This window comes from Streptomyces sp. NPDC045287 (genome assembly GCF_056432325.1).
Genome location: NZ_JBWKJG010000003.1, coordinates 506440 through 525104 on the forward strand (window position 1 = coordinate 506440; position 18665 = coordinate 525104).

Genomic DNA, 18665 nt, shown 5'->3' on the forward strand with positions numbered 1-18665 from the left:
GGCCGTGTCGGGACCCCCCCGGGCCCCGCGGGGGTTCGCCGGGTCCCCCGGGGCCCGCCCCGGGCCTCCCGGGGGTGCGGCCCCCCCCCCCGGGGCCCCCCACCCCGGCTCGGCTAGCGTCCGGCGGCGGCCATGGCCGCGCCCACGATCCCGGCGTTGTTCTGCAACTGCGCGGGGACGATCTCCGCCCGGACTCCGTGGATCAGCGGCAGGAACTTCTCCGCCTTGCGGCTCACCCCGCCGCCCACGATGAACAGCTCCGGGGAGAACAGCATCTCCAGGTGGGCCAGGTACTTCCGCACCCGGTGCGCCCACTCCTCCCAGCCGAGGTCCTTGTCCTCCTTGGCCTTCGTCGACGCCTGCTTCTCGGCCTCCTTGCCGTTCAGCTCCAGGTGGCCCAGCTCGGTGTTGGGCACGAGGCGGCCGTCGACGAAGACGGCGCTGCCGATGCCCGTGCCGAACGTCAGCATGACCACCGTGCCGGTACGGCCCCGGCCCGCGCCGTACGTCATCTCGGCGACGCCCGCCGCGTCCGCGTCGTTCAGCACCGTCACCGGCAGCCCGCCCAGCCGCTCGCCCAGCAGCACCGCGGCGTCCACGTCGATCCAGCCCTTGTCGACGTTGGCGGCCGTACGGACCGTCGAACCCGTCACCACACCGGGGAACGTCACCCCGACCGGACCCGACCAGCCGAAGTGCGCCACGACCTCCGCGACGCAGCCCGCGATGTCGGACGGCGTCGCGGGCTGCGGGGTCAGTACCTTGTGGCGGGGCTCGGCCAGATCGCCGCGTTCCAGGTCCACGGGAGCGCCCTTGATCCCCGACCCGCCGATGTCCACTCCGAAGACGTTCATGGACACCACGTTACGGCGCGGGGGCGGCGCGCACCGCGAGGACCGCGGCATCACCGGTCGGTCGGCCCGGCGCACCGGGTGGACCGACGCACCGGGCGGACCGGCCGACCCGCGGACCGGGCGTACCGGGTCGACCGGCCGCCCGGCGAACCGGGTGGAAGGACGCGGCTCCTAGCCCTCCGCCATCGCGGCGGCCTCGGCGCGCAGGTCGCGGCGCAGCTCCTTCGGCAGCGAGAAGGTGATGGACTCCTCCGCCGCCTTCACGATCTCCACGTCCTCGAAGCCGCGCTGCGACAGCCACTCCAGGACGCCCTCGACCAGCACCTCGGGCACCGACGCGCCGGAGGTGACGCCGACCGTCGACACGCCCTCCAGCCACGCCTCGTCGATCTCGTCGGCGAAGTCGACCAGGTACGCCTCGCGGGCGCCGGCCAGCTTGGCGACCTCGACGAGGCGCTTGGAGTTCGACGAGTTGCGCGAGCCGACGACGATGACCAGGTCCGACTCGGCGCCCATCTGCTTCACGGCGAGCTGGCGGTTCTGCGTGGCGTAGCAGATGTCGTCGCTCGGCGGCGAGACCAGCAGCGGGAACTTCTCCTTCAGCGCGCCGACCGTCTCCATCGTCTCGTCGACCGACAGCGTGGTCTGCGACAGCCAGACGACCTTCGACGGGTCGCGCACCTCGACCTTCGCCACGTCGTCGGGGCCGTCGACCAACTGGATGTGGTCGGGCGCCTCGCCGGACGTGCCGATGACCTCCTCGTGCCCCTCGTGGCCGATGAGGAGGATGTCGTAGTCCTCTCCGGCGAACCGCACGGCCTCCTTGTGGACCTTGGTGACCAGCGGGCACGTCGCGTCGATCGTCGCGAGCTTCCGCTCGGCCGCCTCCTCGTGGACGATCGGGGCGACGCCGTGCGCGGAGAACATCACGATGGAGCCCTCGGGCACCTCGTGCGTCTCGTCGACGAAGATGGCCCCCTTCTTCTCCAGGGTCTGCACGACGTACTTGTTGTGGACGATCTCGTGCCGCACGTAGATCGGCGCGCCGTACTGCTCCAGCGCCTTCTCGACGGCGATGACGGCGCGGTCCACGCCCGCGCAGTAGCCACGCGGAGCGGCGAGGAGTACCCGGCGGGCAGGAGGCGTAGGAGTCATGCCCCCATCGTACGGGTGGGCGGATCGGGCCGAAGATCCGCCGAGGGCGGGAGCGGCGTGTTGTCGGCGGCGGCGCGTACGCTCCCCGTATGGCACTGACTACGTCCGCCGAAGCCCCGCTGCCCGTCGGCCAGGTGTCCCGGCTCATCGGGGGGTGGATCGACCGGCTCGGCGCCGTCTGGGTGGAGGGCCAGATCACGCAGTTGTCGCGGCGGCCGGGCGCCGGGGTGGTCTTCATGACGCTGCGCGACCCGTCGCACGACGTCTCGGTGAGCGTGACGTGCTACCGCCAGGTGTTCGACGCGGTCGCGGACGTCGTGACCGAGGGCGCGCGGGTCGTGGTGCACGCGAAGCCGGAGTGGTACGCGCCGCGCGGCCAGCTCTCGCTGCGGGCCGCGGAGATACGGCCGGTGGGCATCGGGGAGCTGCTGGCCCGGCTGGAGCAGCTGAAGCGGTCGCTGGCCGCGGAGGGGCTGTTCGCGGCGGAGCGGAAACGGCCGCTGCCGTTCCTGCCGCAGTTGATCGGCCTGGTGTGCGGTCGGGCGTCGGCCGCGGAGCGGGACGTGCTGGAGGTGGCGCGGCGCCGCTGGCCGGCGGTCCGCTTCGAGGTGCGCAACGTCGCGGTGCAGGGCGTCCACGCGGTGCCGCAGGTGGTGCGGGCGGTGCGGGAGCTCGACGCACTGGAGCGGGTCGACGTGATCGTCGTCGCGCGCGGCGGCGGCAGCGTCGAGGACCTGCTGCCGTTCTCCGACGAGGAGCTGGTGCGGGCGGTCGCCGCGTGCCGCACGCCCGTGGTGTCCGCGATCGGGCACGAGCCGGACTCGCCGCTGCTCGACCTGGTCGCCGACCTGCGGGCGGCGACGCCGACGGACGCGGCGAAGAAGGTCGTCCCGGACGTGCGGGAGGAACTGGAGCGGGTGGGCCTGCTGCGGGACCGCGCGCTGCGCTGCGTACGCGGGCTGCTGGAGCGGGAGGAACGGGGCCTGGCGCACGCGCTGGCCCGGCCCGTGATGGAGCAGCCGCAGCGGATGGTCGAGGAGCGGGAGGCCCAGGTCGAGGCGTTGCTGGCGCGGAGCCGCCGGGTGCTGGGGCACCTCCTGGACCGGGCCGACTCGGAGCTGGCCCACACGCACGCGCGCGTGGTGGCGCTGTCGCCGGCGGCCACCCTGGAGCGGGGGTACGCGGTGCTCCAGCGGCCGAACGGCTCGGTGGTGCGCTCGCCGGACGAGGTGGCGGGGGACGAGGAGCTGAGGGCCCGGGTCGCGGCCGGCGAGTTCACGGTGCGGCGCGTGGACGGCGGCGGTGTCGGACCCCGGCCGTAGGGTGGAGGACATGGCGAGGGCGGAGGACATGGCGGCGGACACGACGGGCACGGCGGACGCGGCGGTGGCCGGCGGGACGACGGCCGGTGCGGCAGTGGTGGAGAGCGGCACGGCGGTGGTGGAGAGCGGCGCGGTGATCGGGTACGAGCAGGCGCGCGACGAGCTGATCGACGTGGTGCGCCGCCTGGAGGCGGGCGGGACGACGCTGGAGGAGTCGCTGGCCCTCTGGGAGCGCGGCGAGAAGCTGGCGCGGGTCTGCCGCCACTGGCTGGAGGGTGCCAGGGCCCGGCTGGACGCGTCGCTCGCGGAGGAGCGGGAGGACTCCGACCAGGAGGAATAGGTGCCGCGCGGGGGTGCGGGCGCCGCACGGCGAGGCACCACGTCCCGCATTTAGTTGAAACTTCACCTACCCCCGGCGTACGGTGGAGGCATCGCGCGGCGCTCCGTCGCGCGGCACCCCCTGACTCCGTACGTCGGAAGGCACCACCCCATGTCGCTCGCCCTCGACCCCGCCGCGCAGGACCTGCTGTTCCGCGAGGCCCGCACCGCCAACACGTTCACCGACGAGCCGGTGACCGAGGAGCAGGTCCAGGCGATCTACGACCTGGTCAAGTACGGCCCGACCGCGTTCAACCAGACGCCGCTGCGCATCGTCCTCGTCCGCTCGACCGAGGCCCGCGAGCGCCTGGTCCCGCTGATGGCCGAGGGCAACCGGGCCAAGACCGCGACCGCCCCGCTCGTCGCGATCCTCGCCGCCGACAACGAGTTCCACGAGGAACTGCCGAAGCTGTTCCCCGCGTTCCCGCAGGCCAAGGACGCCTTCTTCGCCGAGCGCCCGGTCCGCGAGTCGGCCGCCACCATGAACGCCGCCCTCCAGGCCGCGTACTTCATCGTCGGCGTCCGCGCGGCGGGCCTCGCGGCCGGCCCGATGACCGGGTTCGACTTCGCGGCCGTCCAGAAGGAGTTCCTGGACGACGACCACACGCCGCTGATGATCGTCAACATCGGCAAGCCCGGCGACGACGCCTGGTACCCGCGCTCCCCGCGCCTGGAGTACGACGAGGTCGTCACCACCGTCTGACGCCCCTTCCGCGAGGAGGGCCGACAGCAGCCCGCCGGTCGAGGTGCGGCCCGGCAGTCCGACCCTCTTCCTGCGAGGAAGGCCGCCCAGCCGGCGGCCCCGCGGCATCCTGACACCCCTTCCGCGAGGAGGGCCGACAGCAGCCCGCCGGCCGAGGTGCGGCCCGGGGGGCCAACCCCCTTCCCGCGAGGGAGACCGCCGAGCCGGCGGCCCCGCGGCACCTCCCTTGAGGCGGCCCCGCGGCACCACCCCCTGGTGCCGCGGGGCCGCCTCTCCACGTACCGCCCCGGGTGCCGCTCTGCTCCGGGTGCTCCGGGTGCCACCCCGTCCCAGGTATCGGGGGCTCTGAGTACCGCCCTGCTTCGGGCGCCCGGGTGCCCGGGTGCCGGGGTGCTCCAGGGTCGGTGCGGGCGCCTGGCCCCGTCGTCAGGGCCGCCGCTGGGCCGTGGCCCGTGCGGCGGCCGCGGCGGCTGCCCGCTGGCGCCGCCCCATGAGCCGTACCTTCCGCACGCAGGCGATGAGCCCGGCCACCAGCGTCCCGCCGTACAACCACCCCGCGTGCACGGCGAGTGCCGTCACCAGGGCCATCGTGTGGCCGCCGACCCCGCCCTCCCCGCCGGCGATCGGCACCACCCCGACGGCAAAGGCGATGGGCGCGCTGATGGGCGCCGTCACCAGGTCGGCGCCCCGCACCCAGAGGGCGGTCGCCGCGCTGACGGGCAGGAACAGCAGCCCGTACACGAGTGGCGAACCGTCGAACAGCAACCGGTCGAGGCATCCGGCGAGCAGCATGGCGGCGGCCGCGAAGAGACCCCCGCCGAGCCCGGTGAGCCGGGGTCTGGGCAGCCGCCGCACCGAGGCGAACAGCCCCGCGAGCCCCCGCGCCCCCGCGCCGGACGCCCCGCCTCCCCGCATCCCGGGCCGGGCCGCGCCCGGATCCACGCCGCGGCCCCCGCGCCCGGTGCCGCGGGGACCGGGCCCTTTGCCGCCCCGCGGACCGGGCCGGCCGTCGCCCCGCTGCGGTCGTCCACCGGGTTGGCCTCCGAACCGACCCCCGGGCTGTCCCCCGCTCGGCGCTCCCGGCGGAGGATCGAGCCGCCCACCACGCCGTCCACCGGACCGCCCGTCCATGTGTGCACCCTCCTGGCCGCCTCGCCGCGAGCCGGCCCGACCGGCCGCGCCCTCCCCGCCCACCGGGCTCGCCCCGGTGACGCCCTCCGCGTCCGCGCCCCGGGGAGGGGCGGGCCGCGGCGGCCTCGGACGGCGGGGGGAACTGCTCCTGTGCTGCTCCACGGTGACAACGTAGGCGGGGGGCGGCCCGAAAACCGGTACGAGACACACCTTTGGGGTGACCTTGACGTGAAGTCCACCGTCCCGACCCGACCGCCCCCGCCCGGACCCTTCCCCGACCACCCCGCCCGGGCCCGTCGCCGCCCGCCCGTCGCCGGGGGCGCCGGCACGCCCGTAAACTGGGGGGTCGGCCCACCATCCACACTTCTAGGGAAGTCGCCAACGTGTCGCTCACGATCGGAATCGTCGGCCTGCCGAATGTCGGCAAGTCGACCCTGTTCAACGCCCTGACCAAGAACGACGTGCTGGCGGCCAACTACCCGTTCGCCACGATCGAGCCCAACGTCGGCGTCGTCGGCGTCCCGGACGCGCGCCTCGACAAGCTGGCCGAGATCTTCGGTTCGCAGCGCGTCCTCCCGGCGACGGTCGACTTCGTCGACATCGCGGGCATCGTGCGCGGCGCGAGCGAGGGTGAGGGCCTGGGCAACAAGTTCCTGGCGAACATCCGCGAGTCGGACGCGATCTGCCAGGTCATCCGCGCCTTCAAGGACGAGAACGTCGTCCACGTCGACGGCAAGGTCTCGCCGAAGGACGACATCGAGACGATCAACACCGAGCTGATCCTCGCCGACCTCCAGACCATCGAGAAGGTCCTGCCGCGCCTCCAGAAGGAGTCCCGGATCAAGAAGGACGTGGCGCCGAAGGTCGCCGCGGTCGAGGCCGCGAAGGAGATCCTGGAACGCGGCGACACCCTCTTCTCCCACGGCATCGTCCAGGGCTCGGAGAAGGCGGAGCTCCTCCACGACCTCCACCTGCTCACCACCAAGCCCTTCCTCTACGTCTTCAACGTCGACGAGGAGGAGCTGACGGACGAGGCGTTCAAGGACGAGCAGCGCGCCCTGGTCGCCCCGGCCGAGGCGATCTTCCTCAACGCCAAGCTGGAGGCGGACCTCGCCGAGCTGGACGAGGAGGACGCCATGGAGCTCCTCCAGTCCGTCGGCGCCGAGGAGCCCGGTCTGGCCACCCTGGCCCGCGTCGGCTTCGACACCCTGGGCCTCCAGACGTACCTCACGGCCGGCCCGAAGGAGGCCCGCGCCTGGACGATCAAGAAGGGCGCGACGGCCCCCGAGGCGGCCGGTGTCATCCACACCGACTTCCAGAAGGGCTTCATCAAGGCGGAGGTCATCTCCTACGACGACTTGGTCGCCACCGGTTCGGTCGCCGAGGCCCGCGCCGCCGGCAAGGCCCGCATGGAGGGCAAGGACTACGTGATGCAGGACGGCGACGTGGTGGAGTTCCGCTTCAATGTGTAGCGGGTGACGTGACACCACGTCGCTGACGTGGCAAACCTGCAGGCCAAATGGGGTCCACTTCTCCGGAGGTGGGCCCCTAGTCTTTCCCCGTGCTGGACGAGTGCTGGATCAGCTGAGCGATCATCAGCTGTTTCCCCTCTCAGGCGACACCAAGAGTGGTACGTTATTCAGTACCACTTGATGGGAGGGTTGAAGTCATGTCTATGACTGCGAGTGAAGCCCGCAAGGAACTGTTTCCGTTGATCAAAAAGGTCAACGAGAACCATGAGGCCATCGAGATCGTCTCCAAGCACGGCAATGCGGTGCTTATCTCGGCCGAGGACTACGCGGCGCTGCGTGAGGGCTCCTACCTGCTGCGCTCGCCGGCGAACGCCCGGCGGCTGCTCAAGGCTTACGGTAACGCTCTGTCGCACATCAACGTGTCGGAGCGTGAGCTGATCGATCCCGAGTCGCCGGACGCGGGTGCGGGCGCCGCGTGAGGCTCGTCTTCGAGGATCAGGGCTGGGAGGACTACACGTCCTGGCTCAAGAACGACCGCAAGATGCTCGCCCGGATCAACAAGCTCATCGAAGATGTCAGGCGTGACCCCTTCACCGGCATCGGCAAGCCGGAACCGCTGAAGTATCACCTGCCTGGGGCCTGGTCGCGACGGATCGACGAAGAACACCGCCTCGTCTATTTGGTGACGGGTGAGGAGATCGTCATCCTCGCTGCCCGGTATCACTACTGATCGGCGAGTATCCGGTGTGCTGGGGCGTCTCTTCCGTGCCGGGGCCTCTTCAAACCTCAATTCTCGAAGGCGGGATCCCTGCGTTCGAGCGTCTCCCTCATGATGTCCTCGATCGGGATGCCGGGTGCAGGGTTGGCCATGCGTTCGTCGATGATCCGGTTGATCTCGGGCTCTTCCCACTCCTGGTACTTGCGCAGCACCTCGATGGAGACGACGGCGGCGACCTGCTTGTCCCGGCGAGTGATCACGGTGGGCACGTCGTCACGGTCGGCGCGCTCCACGACCTCGGCCAAGTGCGCGCGTACGTCACGGATGGACTCTATGGGCAGCGGTTGCGTCATGCGCCCAGTGTGCACAGTCGCCCGGGAGGGAGTGGGCTGTGTCGTGCCGGATGTGCTGCACGGCTTCCCTCCGTGTTGGGCAGGCACTGGGCGGACACTTCCAGATATCCGTGTCCACGCAGGTCGGAGCCGTTTGCTGCATGTTCCGCTTCAACGTCTGATGGACGACACGCCACCGCATCGCCGACCTGGAGAACGCACAGATCCGAAGGGGCCTGGCCTGTCGAGGTCAGGCCTCCGGTCAGTTCCCGCGCAGGGAACGTGCGGGGATGCCGGTGAGGCTCCCGTGCTGGTTCGTGGGCCGCGGCTCCGTGGGAGGGGGACGCGGGGCGGCCGAGCAGCTTGCGCTCACGCTTCCTCGCGGCTCCGCGTGCCTTCGTGGAAACACATCCGCACCTGCACCGCTCGGTTGCGTACCAGGGGATGGGGCAGTGGGAACGGTCGGGCGAGGCGATGGTGTGGTGACACAGGGGCGCGATCGTCCGTACAAGCACCGTCCGGTCGACTCCATCGGCCACACCGGTGGGATGGTTCCCGGTCGCTGTGACGGCTCACACTCGGCGTCCTGAGCTCGTTCGTCTCCTGCTCACTCCCCCTTCCCGCCCTTGCCCGAGGCAGCGTCCCGGCGAGTGAGGGCCTTGCCCGGGCCTCGGGACAGGAGAGGGCTCCCCCGCCGCGGTGTGCGGTGAAGGGGAGCCTCGAAGAGCCGACCGCCTACCGGATCAGCTCCCGGCCTCGTCGTCCTCGTCCCGTGCGCGAGGTGCGGCGGGCCGGTGCGGGCTGTGGGAGGCGTCCCAGAAGTACGGAGGTGCCGTACCGTCCTCGCTCGTCTCCCACCAGCCTCGGTTCCGTTCGCCCGTGCCGCTCTCCGCCGCCCCCGGCGTGAACGCGCCCGCCCCGGCCTCCGGGTCCGCGGTCGCGGTGGTGAACGGCGAGTCCCCTGGGGCTGGGGAGCCCGGCGACCAGGGCCCCGCGGTGTACCCCTCGCCCGAAGGGCCATCCTCCGGTCCCTCGTCTCCGCCCTCGTCCGGTGCCGGGAGAAGGGTCCGCCTGATCTCGTCGGCGGCTTCGTGCAGTCCAGCGGCTTCCAGGCTCCGCACCACACGGTGCACGAACACCGTGTACGCGTCCATGTCCGGCTTCAGGCCCACTGCCGTCAGCAACAGGAGCAGCCGGTCCGAAACCCCCACCTCCTCCTCGCGGTCGAACGGTCCTCCTCCTTGGCCGTGTCCGTCCCACAGCGGGCCCCCGACGGTCGCTTCGCTCCGTGCGGCCACGGGTGGGACGAGCAGGTGGCGGAAGAGCTCGGGCACCTCCTCGTCGTTGGCCGCCGCCGCGATCTGGGCGAGCGGGCCGATCATGTCAACTGCCTTCTCGATCTCGTTCTCGTGGCGGGTGAGCCACCACACCACCGCGCTGCCCGGGCTCTTGAGCACGTCGTCACCGAGGTAGCGCCGCTTGTTGCGCTCGTGCTGACGCTCGTACTCCCAGATCTCCTCGTCCTTGCGAAGGTCGTTCAGTTTCCGCAGGCGCTCGCGGTCGGCGGGGGCGAGGGTCAGCGTCACATCGGCTGCCATGGCTTTCACCCGTCCGCTCCGGTCCGGGAGCGGGACGCCCAGTTCCCCTTCCAGGAGGTACCGCGCGAAGTTCGCCCGGCCGGGCTCCTCGTGGCGGACGACCTCCAGGGCCCGGCTGACGATCGAGGAGACGGCGAGGGCAGGGAAGGCGCCGTCGGACCGGTCGGCGTGGTCGGGGACCGGCCACCACCACACGGTGGCGGAGAAGAGGAAGTCGTAGCCGTCCACCGCGCTCGGCAGCGCCGCGTCGACCACCCGCGTCTCCTGGTACGGCGGCTCCGCCGGCGCGGCAGGCGGCTCGGGTTCCCCGGACTCGTAGGGGTCGGCCGACGCGTGGCCACCGCTGAGGACCGTCATCACGAGCAGCAGGGAGCCCGAGGCCGTGACCATGGACATGAAGCCCCACAGCCACGCCGACCAGTCCAGGAGGTTTCCGAGCGCAACCGGTGCGAAGCCGCAGAGAGCGACGAACAGCAGGCTGGGAAATCGGTGCTTCATCGTGCCTCTTCCGTGGTCCGTGGTCCGGTGCCCGCACGCCCCGCACTTTCCGTGCGGGCGTACTGCGCGTGGTCGATGTGCTGCCAGAAGAGGGCGGCGACGGCCGCCCGGGAGGAGTGGCGCGCGGTCCCCGCCCAGTCGCAGGCGATGGCGTAGAGGCGGTGGAGGGCGGCCGCGTGGCCGTGCGTCGCCCTGACCAGCACGCCCAGTGCCATCTCCCGCGTGTTGTCGTGCGCCACGGCGTTCAGCCAGCTCTTCACCAGCGGGTTCCACAGCTCCGTCGGCGGCTGGGAGAAAACCGCCTCCCAACCCAGGAACAGGTCCGGCCACGGCGGCGGGTCCGGTGCCCGGCCGCTCTCCAACAGCTCTGTGAGCAGGGAGAGGTGGGGCTCAGCCCCGTGCGGCTCCCGACGCGTCCGGTTCCGCAGGCGGTCGATCAGCAGCCGGTAGAGCCGACGCTCGCGGCCGGCGAGGTCGAGGAGCGCCTCCCGGGCCTCGCGCGCCGCCTGCCCCTTCCGTACGGCGAGGTAGTGGAGCCGCACCATCGCCTGATCCGGGTGCGTCGCGCCGAGGCTCTGGAGGCAGGCCGCGGTCAGGACGCGGACGAGACCGTCCGACAAGGGGCCGGACCTCACGCACTCGTACATCCGCCTGCGGAACCACCCCCCGAACCTCTCGTGGCTGAGGCCGAGTTCGAGGGCCGCCACGGCTCGCGGCTCGCAGGACACCCCGGTCGCGCTGTTCGCCCAGCGGACCACGAGGTCGAAGAGGTGGTCGGGCCGCCCGGCGGCCAGGGACCGCTCACCGAAGCGGACGACCACGTTCACACGGTCGTCGGTGGTCAGACCGCGAAGTCCGGCCGTATGGCCGATCCAGTCCCTGAGGTCATCGCGCGCCCCGGGGAAGTTCGCCCAGAAGTACGTCCGCACCGCGTCGGCGTAGGCCAGCCGCTCGAAGCGGAGCCGCCCGTCCGGGTCCCGCTCGATCCCGAGTGCCGTCAGCCGCTCCCCGAAATCCGTCCGTGCGAGCTCGGTCGTCGCCTCTTCCTCGTGCCTCACCGTCCTCATCAGGCCGTGCCACGCCTCGTAGACGGTGTCGGCGCGGGCCTCCTCGAACATCGCCGTCGCGAGCAGCAGGGCCCGCTCGGGCGCGGTGCGGACCGCGGCCACCTGCCGGCCCACCTCACCGGCACGGTCGGTCACCGCGTGCATCGCCTGGTCGAGCCATCCGGCGAAGTCGGTGCCGAACCGGCCGCTGTCACGAGCGGCCCTCACCAGACCCGCGAGCCGCGCCAGTTCCCGCATGGGGGAGCGGTCGCACAGGCGCTGGAGGTCGGTGTTCTCCAGGTCCGCGGAGCGGAAGACCATCCGGTCCATGCGGAGGTGTCGGGTGACGACGGCGATGCCCCGGGGGCGCCCCAGCGTCACCACGTGCGGTTCGAGATCCGGTGCGTGGGCGTGTTCCATGCCCGACGGCAGGACGACGACCATGTGGGCCCCCGCCTCCTGGACCTGTGACCGGCGCACGGCCAGGCGGTGCTGGGCCCTGGCGTACGCCTCCTCGTCGGTGATCCCGGAGAGGTCGAGGAGGAAGCGGTCCCCCTCACCGGGGGCGAGGGGGTCCTCGTCCTTGTCCGTGGCGGGAAGCTCCTCGAACCGGACTCCCTCCTCGTCGGCGCCCCCGTCCTCACCGAGATCGTGCAGCAGCATGATCGCCGCGGCACGGCGGCCGCTGCCGGGCGGAGCCTCCAGCAGCACCACCGATCCGGGCTTCTCCAGGCGGTCGGCGGCGATGCGGTAGCCCGCCGGAGGCGCGAACCGGTCGGCCAGGCGCACCCGGTCCTCGCGGACGATCCGGAGGGACTCGACCCCTTTGCGGATCAACCAGTCCGCGCCGACGCCGTAGAAGACGTACTGGGGCCCCACGCCGTTGTTCACCGGGCCGTGCGGATCGTTGACGGTGACGCGGTCCTGCTCGGTCATCGTCCGTCGTCCGAGCGCCGGTGCTCGCGCTCGAAGCGCTGGTGGACCGTACCGCTGTTGTCGCCCGCCGTGAACTGGACGCCGGTGTTGTCGCCCTGGAAGTGGGGCGCGTTGTACTGGTGTCCCCGACCGGTGTTCACGGGCCCCTGCGGCTCGTTGACGAAGGTGCCCAGGTCGCCGTTGAGGTTTCCGATGCCGCCGCGCACGCGCTGCTCGACGTCGCGCGTCCGCATCCTGGTGTGCCCGGCGTCCCGGGCCGACTTCTTGCGGGACTTCGCCTCCGCCCGCTCCCGCGCCGCACGGGCGTCGCGGTCCACCGCGCCCAGCTCGGGCAGCAGCCGGGCGAGGGCGTCGCCCAGTGCCGTCAGGTCCGACTCGGCGTTGCGGTGGTCGAACCGTCTGTACTGGCAGTCCGCCAGCTCCCGCAGGTCGTCCGGGAGGAGGGCGCGGTCGATCCGCGTGGCTTTTCCGACGAGCACGGGGATCACCAGGATCCCGCGGTCGAGCGCGGTCTGGATCTCACGGCGGGTCCAGTCCTGCTCGGCTTCGAGGGCGGGGCGGCCGTCGGCCCCCCGCACCTCCGCCCAGCGCGGGCCGATCACGGCGAGGAGCGCCTCGCACTCCTCCACCGCCCTGATCAGTTCCACCGGGAAGCGGTGTCCGGGCTCGATCGAGTTGCTGGCGAAGAAGATCCGCTCGCCGCCGAACCGCCGGGCGAGCTCCCGGGCGATCATGGTTGCTGCGGATTCCTCGTCGCCTGTGCGGTAGTTGACGAAGACGTCGGGCATGAAGGTTCCCTTCGTGAGAGGAAGACGGGGTGAAGGGGTACGGGCGCGGGGGCTGCGGACCGGGGCTCCGAGGCCCGGCACACCCGGGCCATGAGGTCCCGACCGCGTGACGGCACGGCGCGTCCACGGGAGGGCGTACGGATGGAGGTGCGCCGCCCGGTGCGTCACCGGGCGCGGGCCGAAGGAGCCGGGGGCGCGGTGCGACGCGTCGGGCGGGGATCAGGGGGCCCGCCGGAGAATGTGGGATCCGCAGGCCGGAGGGACCGGGTGGTCCGGCGAGCAGGGCGGCACGGGCCGGTGCCGGCCGTGGAACCGGTGTCAGTCGTGCGCGGGGGCGAGCACCCGTGCCAGCGCCGGTTGCAGATCGCGTACGGCCCGGCTGCTCCGGAACCGGGAGAGCTCCCGCGCGAGACGACGGACGTCGCTGTTCACCGTCGCCGAGGGCACGGCCGGCATCACTCCCAGGAGCTCTCCGGCGATCGTGCACGCGTGCTCGACCTCTCCGGAGGCGGCATGGGCCAAGGACCTGCGGAAGCCGTATCGGGCACGGGTTCGCAGCGCGTGTGGCGGGAGGCGGCGGCACTCCCGGTCGAGGACCTCGGCGGCGGCCTTGGGGCGACCGAGGTCGTGCAGGCACCAGCCGGTCGTCATCGCCGCCGGATCGCTCACGTGGGTGGTGCCGATCACGGGCTCGGTGCCGCTGCGGGCGTCGTCGCTGTCGAGCAGCTCCCGCGCCTTGTCGAGGCTGCGGAGGCAGGCGCGTTCGTCGCCGACGAGCGCGTGCCCCTGTGCCTCCCGCTGGGCCGCGAGTCCCCGGATGCGCGGTGGGAGTCCGTCGCTCTGGGCCCGGCGGGCGAGGGCGACGGTGCTCGCGGCGTCCCCGCCGTAGAGCGTGACCAGGGCGCGTCGCACGAGCGCGTAGGAACCGAGGTGCGGATCGCCTCCCGCGCGCGCCAGTTCGGCGGCCTCACCGGTCCAGCCGAGCGCCGCGCCGCTGTCCCCGGCCTCCTGGGCCATCCAGCCGGTGAACTCCGCGAACCTCGACGCGAGCAGGAGCGCGGGGGTCCGAGCAGCGGACGGGGCATCGGCGGCCAGCCCGGCGACCATGCGCGTCTGCGTCTCCAGCAGGGGAAGCAGGACTTTCGGCGCGGTGGACTGGCCGAGCTTTCGTAGCTGGTCGAACTGCGCGCGGAAGGAGGGGAGCAGGGGATCGGTGGCAGGGGGCGCCTGACTGCCGAGTTTCAGACCGATGTCGATCAGTGACCCCGTACCCGCCGCGAGGACCGCCCGGCGTCCGACGAGCAAGAGGCTCGGGGTGGCGGGGGTTTCGGTGACGTCCGAGTCGGCCTCGGGGCGGACGACCAGGCGCTGCAACTCGCCGTTCGCGCCGAGGAAGGCGTCGCACCGCCGGGCCAGCTCCGGAGACGCGGAACGCTCCCCGCGCTCGACCTTGCTGAGGTGCCCCTTGTCGTAGTTGAGCGCCACGGAGAACTCGGTCAGAGTAAGTCCCGCTTCCTGTCGCAGACGGCGAAGTTCCGGGCCGAAACGTAAAGCTGTACTCATCATTAACCTCCCCTTGAACAGTGGTGTGAGAGCCGTGCGCCCTCACGGGGAATCCTCGTTCGACGTACACCGGCCGACACGAAGGCCAAGGGTGGGCACCCGTCGTGACGGAGTCGTTGCGCTTCGCGTCCGAGAGTGAGTTTGGCACGAGGCGTGCCTCGAGAATCGGGGTTCGGCGGGGTTGCCCGTTGCCTCTTCTGCCCTCCGCTGTTCCCTGTCGTGACCGGAGTCGGTCGAGATCGGGGCAAAGTGTGTTCGTGGGCGTCAATCAGTGAGGTTGTTACTCACAGTCGTGTGAGTAACGTCGCCGTTATCCCCGTGCAGGGAGGTCGGTGGGCGTGGTGGACCTCGTGGGGCTTCGGATACTGCCCGACGGCCGGCTGCCCGCGGCCCCCGCGGGCCGCGGCACCTTGCCGACGCCGTCGTGCGGCGTTGACGGCCCTGAGGCCTCTCGTCCTTCGTCACGGCGGCCGGCCGTGCGGTCACCGGCGGGGGAGTGTTCCGCTGTCGGCCCGCGCCGGTTTCCCGGTGGTGGGGGACGCGCGTATCGCCGGCGTATCGGAAAACGCATACGCCACCGCAACGGCCCTTCGTCTTCCCTGGAGGCGTGAACCACAACGCTTCCCTGACGGCGCCGCCCCGCCGCACGCGCCGGGCCGGGCTCCTCGGCCTGGCGGTCCTCGCCGTGGCGAGCGCCCTGTTCGCCGTGCGGCGGCCGCTCATGATGTCCGCTCCGACGTGCCTGGCCGGGCGGTGGCACGGCTGCCTCGACACGTTCAACGGCGTGGTGTTCGTCACCCTGGTCACGCTGCCGTTGGCCGTGCTGGTGGCGTGGGCCCTGGCGCGCCGACGGCGTGCCGCCGGCGCCGCGTCGGCGTGGCGGTCGTCGCTGGCCGAGGTGGGCATGGTCCACGGGACGGTGCCGTTCGTCTGGATGACCATGATGCCGGGCGGCGGGGCCGGTACCGTCCCCGGCCGGGTGAGCCTGGTACCGCTGCGGGACCTGCTCACGATGGGGCCGGTCGGGACCGTCGGCAACCTGCTGGTCCTCGCGGCGCTGGGGTTCTTCGCCCCGGTGCGGTTCGCGGCGCTGGCGTCCGTGCCGCGGGTCCTGGCGCTCGGGGCGGGCTGCTCCGCCCTGATCGAGACCGCCCAGTACGTCCTGCGGCTGGACCGGGTGTCCTCCGTGGACGACGTACTGGTCAACGCGGCCGGCGCCGCGCTGGCCGCGCTGGCGTCGCGCCGCTGGTGGCGCACCACGGCGGAAGCGCCGGCGGACCGGCCCCGCCCCGCGCCGGCACCGGCGGGCTGAGCCGGGTGTCCGTCGCGTGCACGCCCTCGCACGCGTCGGCGGCATGGCGCGTTGCTCAGTGGTCGAGGCTCGAAGTCCTTCGGGGGTTGACTCCCGCTGCTGTTGTGTGTGAAGTCCGGTCAGATCGCAGAGACGGCCGGGTAGAGGCCGCAGGCGCAGTCCGGGTATCTTCCGGGGCGCCGCCGAAATTGCACGTCGCCGCTCTCGCAGATGGTCATTTGCGAGGGGGCGGAGCATCGCGGGAGGGGAGAGGTCGGGCATGACCCTCCCGATGAAACATCAGGGAGCTGCGCTCGCCCCCGGACCGGCCGCAGGTGGCTCTGCCTCCGCGCGACCGTGCACGGAGGTCGCTCCGATGTCGTCGGGCTGAAGGAGCCCGGTGAGCACGCGGGTGAGGACGCGTTCGAAGAGCGATTCCGACGAATCCTCGGCCTCGGGCGGCTGCCCGGTCAGGGCGGTGGCGAGGTGCGGGTGGTGGCCCGCCATGGCGACCTGGGTGAGGTATTCCGCCTGGGCCTGCTGCCACTGCGGGATGGTCTGCCCGGCGCGACGCTGGATCACCTCGGCGCGGGTCAGGGTGGAGACGACGGCATTGAAAATCGCGATGGCCTCCAGCTTGGTCCGGGGACGGACGTCGAGGTCGGCCAGCGCGGCCAGGGCGTGCTCCAGGTAGGTGACCGCGTGCGGCCCCACCGGGGTCCTCGTCGCGGTCGCGTCGAGCAGCCATGGGTGCGCGAGGTAGACGCCCCTGCTCTGCCAGGCCAGGGCGAGCAGGTCGTCGAGCCAGTGTCCGGAGCCGAGCTCGGCGTAGGAGATCTCGCCGTAGACCCGGTCGATCATCAGTTCCAGCAGTTCGTCGCGGGTGGCCACATAGCGGTAGAGGGATGCCGGTCCGGCCCCGAGGGCGACCGCCACGGCCCGCATCGTGACGGCGGGCAGACCGTCCGCGTCGGCCAGGGCGATCCCTGCGGCGGCGATGCCGTCGCGGTCGAACGTGGGCGCCGGGCCGCGTCCGGCACGTTCGGGGCGGAGCCAGATGCTGCGGGCGGGCGGCTCGGTCATGAACCCCTCCTGTTCTGCGAACGACGTATGCAGTACCTTAGGTCACATTAACTGCGAACGCAGATCGCAGTAGATGGAAGAGAGCCGACATGCCCCAGGTGCAGCCGCAGCAGGAGTGGACGCCGACCCGGTACGCGCACAACGGCGACGTGCAGGTCGCCTTCGACCAACTGAAGGGCTCCGAGGGCGAACCGCTGCTGCTCATCATGGGCTTGGCCACCGCCCGGTTCTGGTGGCCGGCCGGTCTGTGCCGGGCCTTCGCCGACGCCGGGTTCGCCGTGGGCCGCTACGACCAGCGCGACGCCGGCCAGTCGACCCGGATGCCGGACACCGCCACCACCAACCCCTTCAAGGCCCTGTTCGCCAAGCGCGGGGACGCCTACACCTCCGAGGACATGACCGACGACGCCATCGCGGTGATGGACGAACTCGGCTGGGAGCGAGCCCATGTCTTCGGCCACTCCCTGGGCGGCACGATCGCCCAGCGGACCGCGCTGCGACACCCCGACCGGGTGCTCAGCGTCACCTCCTCGGCGGCCCTGCCCAGCGACGTCTCCGGCCTGGGGGTCCTGCGCCACCTGCGGTTCGGACTGCTCGCCAAGCTCGCCCGGACCAAGTTCCCCGAGGGCCGTGAGGGCGACATCGAGGCCGCCCTCACCGTCTGGCGTGGCATCGCCTCCCCCGGCTACCCCTTCGACGAGGCCGCAGCCCGCGCCTGGGTCGAGGCCGACGTGGACAGCGGCCCGCGCGACACCAGGGCGCAGAGTCGCCAGATCGGCGCCCAGTGGCACGGACCCAGGCTCAAGGACCTGCGCTGTCCCACCCTGGTCCTGCACGGCGAGCAGGACCCGATCCTGCGCGTCAGTGCGGGGCGCGCCACCGCCCGGGCCATCGACGGCGCCCGCCTGGTGACCTACCCGGGCGTCGGCCACGATCTCCCCGCCGCCCTGTGGACCGACATCGCCCGCCAGGTCAGCGACATGGCGGCCCGTCAGTCGTAGTCAGGCGGTGCGGACATGTTCGGACAGCCGCTGGGCGAATGACGGCCGGGTGCGCTCCGGCGTCGTGGTCACGTGGCCACCTTGCCGGATCGTTGAGGCGCCGGACGCGGCAGACTGCCACCCGTCTGATCCACTTCTCCCGATCGGCCCGCTGCCACGCCCGTTGCCCTGGCCTGCCCGACAGTCGCGACCGCCGCCGAGCGCGAACGGTTGGAGAAGACGGCCTACGGTCACAAGACCCCGTACCGGTCACGGCGGCGGGCGCGGTCACGGCGGCGGGCGGAGATCGTCCTGCACGCAGCACGGGGGCGCTCCAACGCGCGCATCGCCCGCGAGACGGGCCTGCACCTGACACGGTCCGCACCTGGCGCGACCGGTTCGCCCACGGCGGGCTGCCGGCCCTGGCCGACCGCAAGCGCACCGGGCGTCCCGCCGGCTTCACCCCCGTGCAGATCGCCGAGGCCAAGGCGCTGGCCTGCCAGGTGCCCGCCGGGACCGGTACGCCGCTGTCGCGCTGGTCGTGCCCGGAGCCGGCCGCCGAGCTGACCGCGCGCGGGGTCACCGACACCGTCTCCGCGTCCACGGTGCGCCGCTGGTTACGTCAGGACGCGATCAAGCCCTGGCAGTACCGGTCCTGGATCTTCATCCGAGACCAGGACTTCCGCGTCGAGGCCCAGCGGGTCCTGGACCTTTACGTCCGCACCTTCGAGGGCGTCCCGCTTCGAGGGGACGAGTATGTCCTGTCCGGCGACGAGAGGCCCTCGATCCAGGCACGCCGCCGCTGCCGTCCGAGCCC

At 72.2% G+C, this 18665-nt stretch carries 17 protein-coding genes and 1 pseudogene; 9 read left to right on the forward strand and 9 right to left on the reverse strand.

All coding sequences use genetic code 11. The features are described 5' to 3' along the window. Nucleotides 1–113: 113 nt before the first annotated feature. Entirely contained in the window at nucleotides 114–854 is a 741-nt protein-coding gene (gene ppgK, locus AC07D6_RS08165) for a polyphosphate--glucose phosphotransferase (protein WP_315879736.1), read from the reverse strand. 171 nt (nucleotides 855–1025) lie between these two features. Continuing rightward, the gene (locus tag AC07D6_RS08170; protein WP_315879735.1) at nucleotides 1026–2009 is read right to left on the reverse strand and encodes a 4-hydroxy-3-methylbut-2-enyl diphosphate reductase; all 984 of its coding nucleotides are present in this window, start codon (nucleotides 2007–2009) and stop codon (nucleotides 1026–1028) included. An 89-nt stretch (nucleotides 2010–2098) separates the two neighbouring features. Here AC07D6_RS08170 and xseA point away from each other — a divergent pair, with 89 nt between their 5' ends. The 3 genes from xseA to AC07D6_RS08185 all read left to right on the forward strand — a co-directional run bounded on the left by xseA (nucleotide 2099) and on the right by AC07D6_RS08185 (nucleotide 4412). Continuing rightward, nucleotides 2099–3331 carry an exodeoxyribonuclease VII large subunit gene (xseA, locus tag AC07D6_RS08175; protein WP_479042939.1) on the forward strand — a complete coding sequence of 411 codons (1233 nt, stop codon included), beginning with the start codon at nucleotides 2099–2101 and terminating at the stop codon, nucleotides 3329–3331. Between the two features lie 94 nt (nucleotides 3332–3425). Then, nucleotides 3426–3671 (forward strand): exodeoxyribonuclease VII small subunit, encoded by a 246-nt coding sequence (locus tag AC07D6_RS08180; RefSeq protein WP_479042983.1) that lies wholly within the window; start codon nucleotides 3426–3428, stop codon nucleotides 3669–3671. A gap of 150 nt (nucleotides 3672–3821) precedes the next feature. Continuing rightward, nucleotides 3822–4412, forward strand: coding sequence for a malonic semialdehyde reductase (locus AC07D6_RS08185; RefSeq protein WP_315879733.1), 591 nt, complete (start codon nucleotides 3822–3824; stop codon nucleotides 4410–4412). Between the two features lie 426 nt (nucleotides 4413–4838). On the opposite strand, the gene AC07D6_RS08190 is transcribed toward AC07D6_RS08185, so the two are convergent. Beyond that, on the reverse strand, nucleotides 4839–5327 hold the full coding sequence (locus AC07D6_RS08190) for a DUF6542 domain-containing protein (protein WP_315879780.1): 489 nt from the start codon (nucleotides 5325–5327) through the stop codon (nucleotides 4839–4841). 599 nt (nucleotides 5328–5926) lie between these two features. Between AC07D6_RS08190 and ychF the strand changes: the two genes are divergently transcribed. The 3 genes from ychF (at nucleotide 5927) to AC07D6_RS08205 (ending at nucleotide 7745) form a co-directional block, all read left to right on the forward strand. Continuing rightward, nucleotides 5927–7015, forward strand: a complete 1089-nt coding sequence (ychF, locus tag AC07D6_RS08195) for a redox-regulated ATPase YchF (protein ID WP_315879732.1) — start codon at nucleotides 5927–5929, stop codon at nucleotides 7013–7015. 197 nt (nucleotides 7016–7212) lie between these two features. Then, nucleotides 7213–7494, forward strand: a complete 282-nt coding sequence (locus AC07D6_RS08200; protein WP_479042941.1) for a type II toxin-antitoxin system Phd/YefM family antitoxin — start codon at nucleotides 7213–7215, stop codon at nucleotides 7492–7494. Beyond that, on the forward strand, nucleotides 7491–7745 hold the full coding sequence (locus tag AC07D6_RS08205) for a Txe/YoeB family addiction module toxin (protein WP_176163822.1): 255 nt from the start codon (nucleotides 7491–7493) through the stop codon (nucleotides 7743–7745). The genes AC07D6_RS08200 and AC07D6_RS08205 overlap by 4 nt, the downstream gene beginning before the upstream one ends. A 56-nt stretch (nucleotides 7746–7801) precedes the next feature. Here the strand turns inward: AC07D6_RS08205 and AC07D6_RS08210 are convergent, their stop codons facing one another. The 5 genes from AC07D6_RS08210 to AC07D6_RS08230 all read right to left on the reverse strand — a co-directional run bounded on the left by AC07D6_RS08210 (nucleotide 7802) and on the right by AC07D6_RS08230 (nucleotide 14494). Beyond that, nucleotides 7802–8086, reverse strand: a complete 285-nt coding sequence (locus tag AC07D6_RS08210) for a type II toxin-antitoxin system Phd/YefM family antitoxin (protein WP_479042943.1) — start codon at nucleotides 8084–8086, stop codon at nucleotides 7802–7804. Nucleotides 8087–8808: 722 nt separating this feature from the next. Continuing rightward, nucleotides 8809–10161, reverse strand: coding sequence for a hypothetical protein (locus AC07D6_RS08215; RefSeq protein ID WP_479042944.1), 1353 nt, complete (start codon nucleotides 10159–10161; stop codon nucleotides 8809–8811). Next, nucleotides 10158–12143 (reverse strand): hypothetical protein, encoded by a 1986-nt coding sequence (locus tag AC07D6_RS08220; protein ID WP_479042945.1) that lies wholly within the window; start codon nucleotides 12141–12143, stop codon nucleotides 10158–10160. Before AC07D6_RS08220 ends, AC07D6_RS08215 begins: the two co-directional genes overlap by 4 nt. Beyond that, complete coding sequence (locus AC07D6_RS08225; protein ID WP_315879729.1) at nucleotides 12140–12931, reverse strand: toll/interleukin-1 receptor domain-containing protein; 792 nt, start codon at nucleotides 12929–12931, stop codon at nucleotides 12140–12142. The genes AC07D6_RS08220 and AC07D6_RS08225 overlap by 4 nt, the downstream gene beginning before the upstream one ends. A gap of 318 nt (nucleotides 12932–13249) precedes the next feature. Further along, nucleotides 13250–14494 carry a helix-turn-helix domain-containing protein gene (locus AC07D6_RS08230; RefSeq protein WP_479042946.1) on the reverse strand — a complete coding sequence of 415 codons (1245 nt, stop codon included), beginning with the start codon at nucleotides 14492–14494 and terminating at the stop codon, nucleotides 13250–13252. A 607-nt stretch (nucleotides 14495–15101) separates the two neighbouring features. Between AC07D6_RS08230 and AC07D6_RS08235 the strand changes: the two genes are divergently transcribed. Continuing rightward, nucleotides 15102–15806 (forward strand): VanZ family protein, encoded by a 705-nt coding sequence (locus AC07D6_RS08235; protein WP_479042947.1) that lies wholly within the window; start codon nucleotides 15102–15104, stop codon nucleotides 15804–15806. Nucleotides 15807–16085: 279 nt separating this feature from the next. On the opposite strand, the gene AC07D6_RS08240 is transcribed toward AC07D6_RS08235, so the two are convergent. Next, complete coding sequence (locus AC07D6_RS08240) at nucleotides 16086–16868, reverse strand: TetR/AcrR family transcriptional regulator C-terminal domain-containing protein (protein ID WP_315879726.1); 783 nt, start codon at nucleotides 16866–16868, stop codon at nucleotides 16086–16088. A gap of 89 nt (nucleotides 16869–16957) precedes the next feature. On the opposite strand from AC07D6_RS08240, the gene AC07D6_RS08245 reads away from it, so the two are divergent. Together AC07D6_RS08245 and AC07D6_RS08250 are read left to right on the forward strand one after the other, a co-directional pair. Next, nucleotides 16958–17869: an alpha/beta fold hydrolase gene (locus tag AC07D6_RS08245; RefSeq protein WP_479042948.1), complete on the forward strand. Its 912-nt coding sequence runs from the start codon at nucleotides 16958–16960 to the stop codon at nucleotides 17867–17869. A 38-nt stretch (nucleotides 17870–17907) separates the two neighbouring features. Beyond that, nucleotides 17908–18456 (forward strand): annotated as a pseudogene (locus tag AC07D6_RS08250) (helix-turn-helix domain-containing protein); the annotation flags it as partial. Nucleotides 18457–18665: the final 209 nt, after the last annotated feature.

What these genes read in the sequence shown, in the direction of transcription:
- AC07D6_RS08210 (WP_479042943.1), bottom strand. Translation starts at nt 8,086, where the DNA reads ATGACGCAACCGCTGCCCATAGAGTCCATCCGTGACGTACGCGCGCAC.
- AC07D6_RS08185 (WP_315879733.1), top strand. Translation starts at nt 3,822, where the DNA reads ATGTCGCTCGCCCTCGACCCCGCCGCGCAGGACCTGCTGTTCCGCGAG.
- AC07D6_RS08190 (WP_315879780.1), bottom strand. Translation starts at nt 5,327, where the DNA reads ATGCGGGGAGGCGGGGCGTCCGGCGCGGGGGCGCGGGGGCTCGCGGGG.
- AC07D6_RS08230 (WP_479042946.1), bottom strand. Translation starts at nt 14,494, where the DNA reads ATGAGTACAGCTTTACGTTTCGGCCCGGAACTTCGCCGTCTGCGACAG.
- AC07D6_RS08245 (WP_479042948.1), top strand. Translation starts at nt 16,958, where the DNA reads ATGCCCCAGGTGCAGCCGCAGCAGGAGTGGACGCCGACCCGGTACGCG.
- AC07D6_RS08220 (WP_479042945.1), bottom strand. Translation starts at nt 12,143, where the DNA reads ATGACCGAGCAGGACCGCGTCACCGTCAACGATCCGCACGGCCCGGTG.
- AC07D6_RS08170 (WP_315879735.1), bottom strand. Translation starts at nt 2,009, where the DNA reads ATGACTCCTACGCCTCCTGCCCGCCGGGTACTCCTCGCCGCTCCGCGT.
- AC07D6_RS08240 (WP_315879726.1), bottom strand. Translation starts at nt 16,868, where the DNA reads ATGACCGAGCCGCCCGCCCGCAGCATCTGGCTCCGCCCCGAACGTGCC.
- AC07D6_RS08200 (WP_479042941.1), top strand. Translation starts at nt 7,213, where the DNA reads ATGTCTATGACTGCGAGTGAAGCCCGCAAGGAACTGTTTCCGTTGATC.
- AC07D6_RS08225 (WP_315879729.1), bottom strand. Translation starts at nt 12,931, where the DNA reads ATGCCCGACGTCTTCGTCAACTACCGCACAGGCGACGAGGAATCCGCA.
- ppgK (WP_315879736.1), bottom strand. Translation starts at nt 854, where the DNA reads ATGAACGTCTTCGGAGTGGACATCGGCGGGTCGGGGATCAAGGGCGCT.
- AC07D6_RS08215 (WP_479042944.1), bottom strand. Translation starts at nt 10,161, where the DNA reads ATGAAGCACCGATTTCCCAGCCTGCTGTTCGTCGCTCTCTGCGGCTTC.
- xseA (WP_479042939.1), top strand. Translation starts at nt 2,099, where the DNA reads ATGGCACTGACTACGTCCGCCGAAGCCCCGCTGCCCGTCGGCCAGGTG.